Origin of the sequence: Syntrophomonas sp. UBA1041, assembly GCF_002316705.1 — a bacterium.
GTDB lineage: Bacteria > Bacillota > Syntrophomonadia > Syntrophomonadales > Syntrophomonadaceae > DTU019.
In genome coordinates this window covers 21152-25402 of the sequence record NZ_DCEA01000062.1, presented here as the reverse complement: position 1 = coordinate 25402, position 4251 = coordinate 21152, and the positions used below count along the sequence as shown (strand labels likewise).

3 protein-coding genes and 1 pseudogene are annotated in these 4251 nt (G+C 49.4%); 2 read left to right on the top strand and 2 right to left on the bottom strand.

Features of this window, described 5'->3' with window-relative positions; translation table 11 throughout:
• Positions 1–1041 (bottom strand): annotated as a pseudogene (locus B2633_RS08890) (hypothetical protein); the annotation flags it as partial.
• Positions 1042–1615: 574 nt separating this feature from the next.
• Between B2633_RS08890 and B2633_RS08885 the strand changes: the two are divergent.
• Positions 1616–2185, top strand: a complete 570-nt coding sequence (locus tag B2633_RS08885; RefSeq protein WP_481042242.1) for a sigma-70 family RNA polymerase sigma factor — start codon at positions 1616–1618, stop codon at positions 2183–2185.
• 68 nt (positions 2186–2253) lie between these two features.
• A complete protein-coding gene (locus B2633_RS08880) occupies positions 2254–3264 on the top strand; it encodes an anti-sigma factor family protein (RefSeq protein WP_483170250.1) in 1011 nt (336 codons plus the stop codon).
• Between the two features lie 163 nt (positions 3265–3427).
• Here B2633_RS08880 and B2633_RS08875 read toward each other — a convergent pair.
• Positions 3428–4251: S-layer homology domain-containing protein (locus tag B2633_RS08875; RefSeq protein WP_483170247.1), on the bottom strand; the 824-nt coding region annotated here is incomplete at its 5' end.

Below are 4251 nucleotides of genomic sequence, written 5' to 3'. Positions count from 1 at the left end.
AGTGATCTTGACCCATTCGGGCAATTCCACAGTCAGGTCGCGGTTTTTGAGCAGGGTGTTGGCTACATTCTCGGTGATGGTGATGGTATCGGTCTTCTGCTCGAATTTACCTGCCACCAGTTCGTTCACTTCGTCAACATCAGTTGCAACGCCCCAGTCCACATAATTTGCGATGACCAGGTCGCCGTCAAAAACTTCACCGTTTTCGTCATCAACCTTGATGCCCACTTCTACTTCGCCTAATGCTGCAGAGCGGCTGGGATTAACGGCAGAAGCGATATAAATGGTTCCGCGCTGGTCACTGCCCGGAGCGGTGAATTCGATGGTCAGCTCACGGCCGTCAACATCCCAATCAGACGGATCCAGAGTTACGCCGCTAAAACCGCCGCTGAAGCTGATATCTATGCCGCTTTCCACCCAGCTGAAGTTGCTGGGAAGTTTAACGACGACTTTAGCATCGCCATATACAGTGCCAACTGCAGATTCTCTCAGCTGGATGACGCCAGCCTTGTTGCTGGAGTTTCTGCTGATCTTTTTGACTGAGTCAACTGTTGCGGTCATGTCGCCTTCAGCAACCCGGGCAAAATTGTAGGAGCCTTCGGTTACAGCAGAATCCAGAGCTTCTACGGTTACAGCCACGGTGCCGGTGGCGCCGTCAATTTCAAAAGAAAGGGGAATAACTATAGCGTCTTCGCCAGTAGTCATACCTTTCATGGTGACTTGAACAACACTGCTGGATATCTTTTTGGTATTGGCCTTAGTTCCACTGGTAGAAGTCATGTCGTTAGTCCATTTTACCCCACTGGGCAGAGTCAGTTCGAATACGTCACCATTTTGAAAATGAGTGTTAAAACCATCTTCTTGAAGGGTCAGCTCGATGCCGGATCCAGTGGATGGAGTCACATAGTCATCAGATACACTGATGATCTTGTTAATACTATTGTCGGATTTGGCCTGTGCTACGCCAACGCCTACAAACATGGTTGCCAGCATGGTCAGTACTAATAATAAGGCCAGATGTCTGCTCTGTCTTTTTAGCATTTGTTTACCTCCTTGTTCAAAATTAAGTGCGGGAAATAAGTGACAGAAACTCTACTCTGTCTTGAGGTGATCATCAATCTGAAAGCTCGCGCTTTACGATTCCCTCCTTTACAGGCCGATCATGGGTTACGGCATTTTTATAACCCGGCATTTTCCGACAAAATGTCGGGTTATCTGTTATATTTAGACAAGTAATCCAGAGAATTTGTTCCCAGCAAGAACAAATTTTTTCATAGTAGAACAGAACAGGCAAGAAGGCCTTATATAAGGTAATAGAGCAAATGGCTGATTCGCTTTCCAGCCTGAGGTTAATAAGGTAAACTGCTTCAAATTTTATTGAAAAGCGGATTTCTAGAACAGCTATTCTCCGCATGCTATAATGGGAAGTACTTAACCTACCGGTGGCGCTGTCAGGCAGAATACAGAATTTTTTATGTGAAATTTGTCAGGAGATCAGCTGTCGGGAATACCATTGAAAAAAAAGTGATTTCAGGGTTGACCCGGGGAACTTTTTTCTTATTGGCTATGTCTAATAAATTAACCAGGCCAGGGTCTGGTTGGACCGGGAGTGTAAATGAGTGTGATTCCGGTAAATGATCTGATCAGGGAAGCCAAAACGGGCAGCCTGGAATCCTTTGAGGAATTGGTCTTGCTCTATCAGGACAGGGTTTTCACCCACTGTGTCCACCTGGCTAATAATAATTACGATGCACAGGATCTAGCCCAGGATGTATTTGTGCAGGCCTTCAAAAATATTCGTTCTTTCAGGGAAGAGGCGGATTTTGGAACCTGGTTGCACCGCATTGCGGTTAACCTGTGGATCAATTGGTGCCGTAAGCAAAAGAAGGCTGTGGTCGTTTCCCTGGATGAGCCTTTGATGTTTGGAGATAATGAACTGAGCCGCGAGCTGGCAGCCAGTCAGGACTCGGCCCTGGAGATTCTGGAGCGCACCGAACTAAACGAGCAGGTGCGGCAGGCATTAAACCGTCTGCATCCGGAGTATAAGGCGGTTTTGGTATTACGTGAGATGGAAGGCTATAGTTACGAGGATATCGCCAGTCTGCTAAACTGCTCCTTGGGAACGGTGAAATCTCGTATAAATCGGGCCCGCAAAGCCTTGTTAAAAGAGATCAAAGCTGAGTAGAAGCGGATGTCAACGAAGAACTGCGATATATACTGTATAAAATATACTGTATAAAAGGCGTGAACACCATGAATTGCAGAGAAGCCAAACAATTGATATCGCCTTACCTGGACGGCATGCTGGAAAGTAAAGAGACTCTCCAGATGCAGTTGCATCTGGATGCATGCAAGCATTGCCGCGACGACTACCGGGCTCTGGCCCAGTTATCCCGTATGTTGCATTCTATGGGCAAGGATATACAACCGGCTCCAGCCGACTTGAAAAATGCGGTGATGCTGGCGGTACAACAAGAAGCCGCCGTCTCTGGGCGTCCCGGGCTCTGGCGGGGCTGGATGCAGAAAACCCGGAAAAAGGCTATACCCGCTGCAGCCGCAGCCGTATTGCTGTTGTTCACCGCCTTAAACGGGTTCATATCCGGTAATCCTGCCTTAGTTCCTATAGCAGTGCATGAAGGGGAACCGTCTGATTCCGTTCCGCCTAATCCTATTAATGACGCCGTAGAGATTCAACCGCCTCCGGCGGAAAACGTGCCGCCAACATCCGGTAAAAACCCGCCGGATGTCCCCAAAGAGATAGCAGAAAATGAAGATCCTCCCGGGAATACTTCAACACTGCCGGCTACCTCTGCACCGGTGTTATTGAGTGTGGAGAACCGCAACATCCTTTCCACTATGCTGATAATTCGCAGTTCAGGCGATCAGAGTACCATTTTTGAGCAGGTACAGTCCATTGCCTCCCCATTTGGGGCCTCTGCTGAGAAGCTGGGGCAGCAGGTCAAGGCAGGAGTCAGCTACAACCTGTTCAAGCTGGTGGTTGAACGGGGTCAGGATAAGGCCTTGATCAGCAGCCTTTCTTCGCTGGGAACGGTGGTCAGCCGCAGCGATGACAAGCAGGATATTTCTCAGGCCTATACACAGGCTCTGGAACAATTCCTCAGCCTGAGTACACAGCGCGGAGAAACCAGTGACCCAGCCAAGCTTAAACAGTTGGATCAGCAAATAGCGGTTTTACAGCAACAGCTGGGTGATTGGAAACAGAAGGCCGGGGCGGTAACCGTGGTATTGTGGATCCAGAATTAATTAAAATGCAATAATTACTTATATTGATAGTAAAGGCCATCTTGTTAGAGATGGCCTTATCTTTTTGACTTTGTCAACAAGCTGGGCAGAGCGAGCGACAGACGCGAAGAGCAAGGCGTTCAATAGGCCCGCAGTCTCCAACGGCATTGATCCCCATTACCGCCTACAGCCTGGATATCAGCAGAACCGCATCTTCACGTGTCGCATAATTCTGCGGCCTGAACACACTCTGCCAGGAACGCGGCCATATACCGCGCTGATAACCTTTAACGATGGCGGACTGAGCCCATTCCGGAGCCAGAAGAATATCCCCGGCGGTGGCGGATTGCGCGCCTCCGCTTGGTTTCTCCAAAAGGCGGTAAGCCCGGTCCATAATTATGGCAATCTCGCTGCGGGTAGCGGCATTATAGGGGCGAAATGAATTATCCTCATATCCTTTAATCAAACCTGCCTGGCGGGCTGCCTCTACCGACCCTTTACCCCACCAGGGAATTTCCGCATCATCGATAAAGCGGGTTTTTGCCCCCTCCGGATTAAGTTCCAGACACCGGGCTATCATCCCTACCAGTTCCAGACGGGTAATGCTGTCATACGGCCTGAAAGCCCCATCATCATCGCCCTGTATGATGCCCCGTTCAGCTAGCTTCACCACCTGCTCCCGCAAGGCACTGTCCTGAATATCCCTGAATCGGGTCGCAGGCGAGTTATAGGGAATGATAAATGCCTCCTGGCGCAATACCGTGCCATTTGCGGTGTTGATAGCCACTGCCTCCACACTGCTCTCCCCTGGATTATGGAGCAGAAGCAAGTTGAAGCGGCCGTCTGCTTCAGGTTTAACCGGAACCCTGCTCTGATCCTGGCGGTATATCACAATTCGATCAGCATCGGTTTCTCCTTGTATAACCAGGGCGCCGTTCAACACTTCAATTTTAACGTTTAATTTCGGCGCAGCGGATCCGGGATTTTTATCTCCCTCAATAGCTGCCA

Excerpts from the sequence above, each read along its gene's own strand:
- B2633_RS08885 (WP_481042242.1), top strand. The coding sequence starts at position 1,616 with ATGAGTGTGATTCCGGTAAATGATCTGATCAGGGAAGCCAAAACGGGC.
- B2633_RS08880 (WP_483170250.1), top strand. The coding sequence starts at position 2,254 with ATGAATTGCAGAGAAGCCAAACAATTGATATCGCCTTACCTGGACGGC.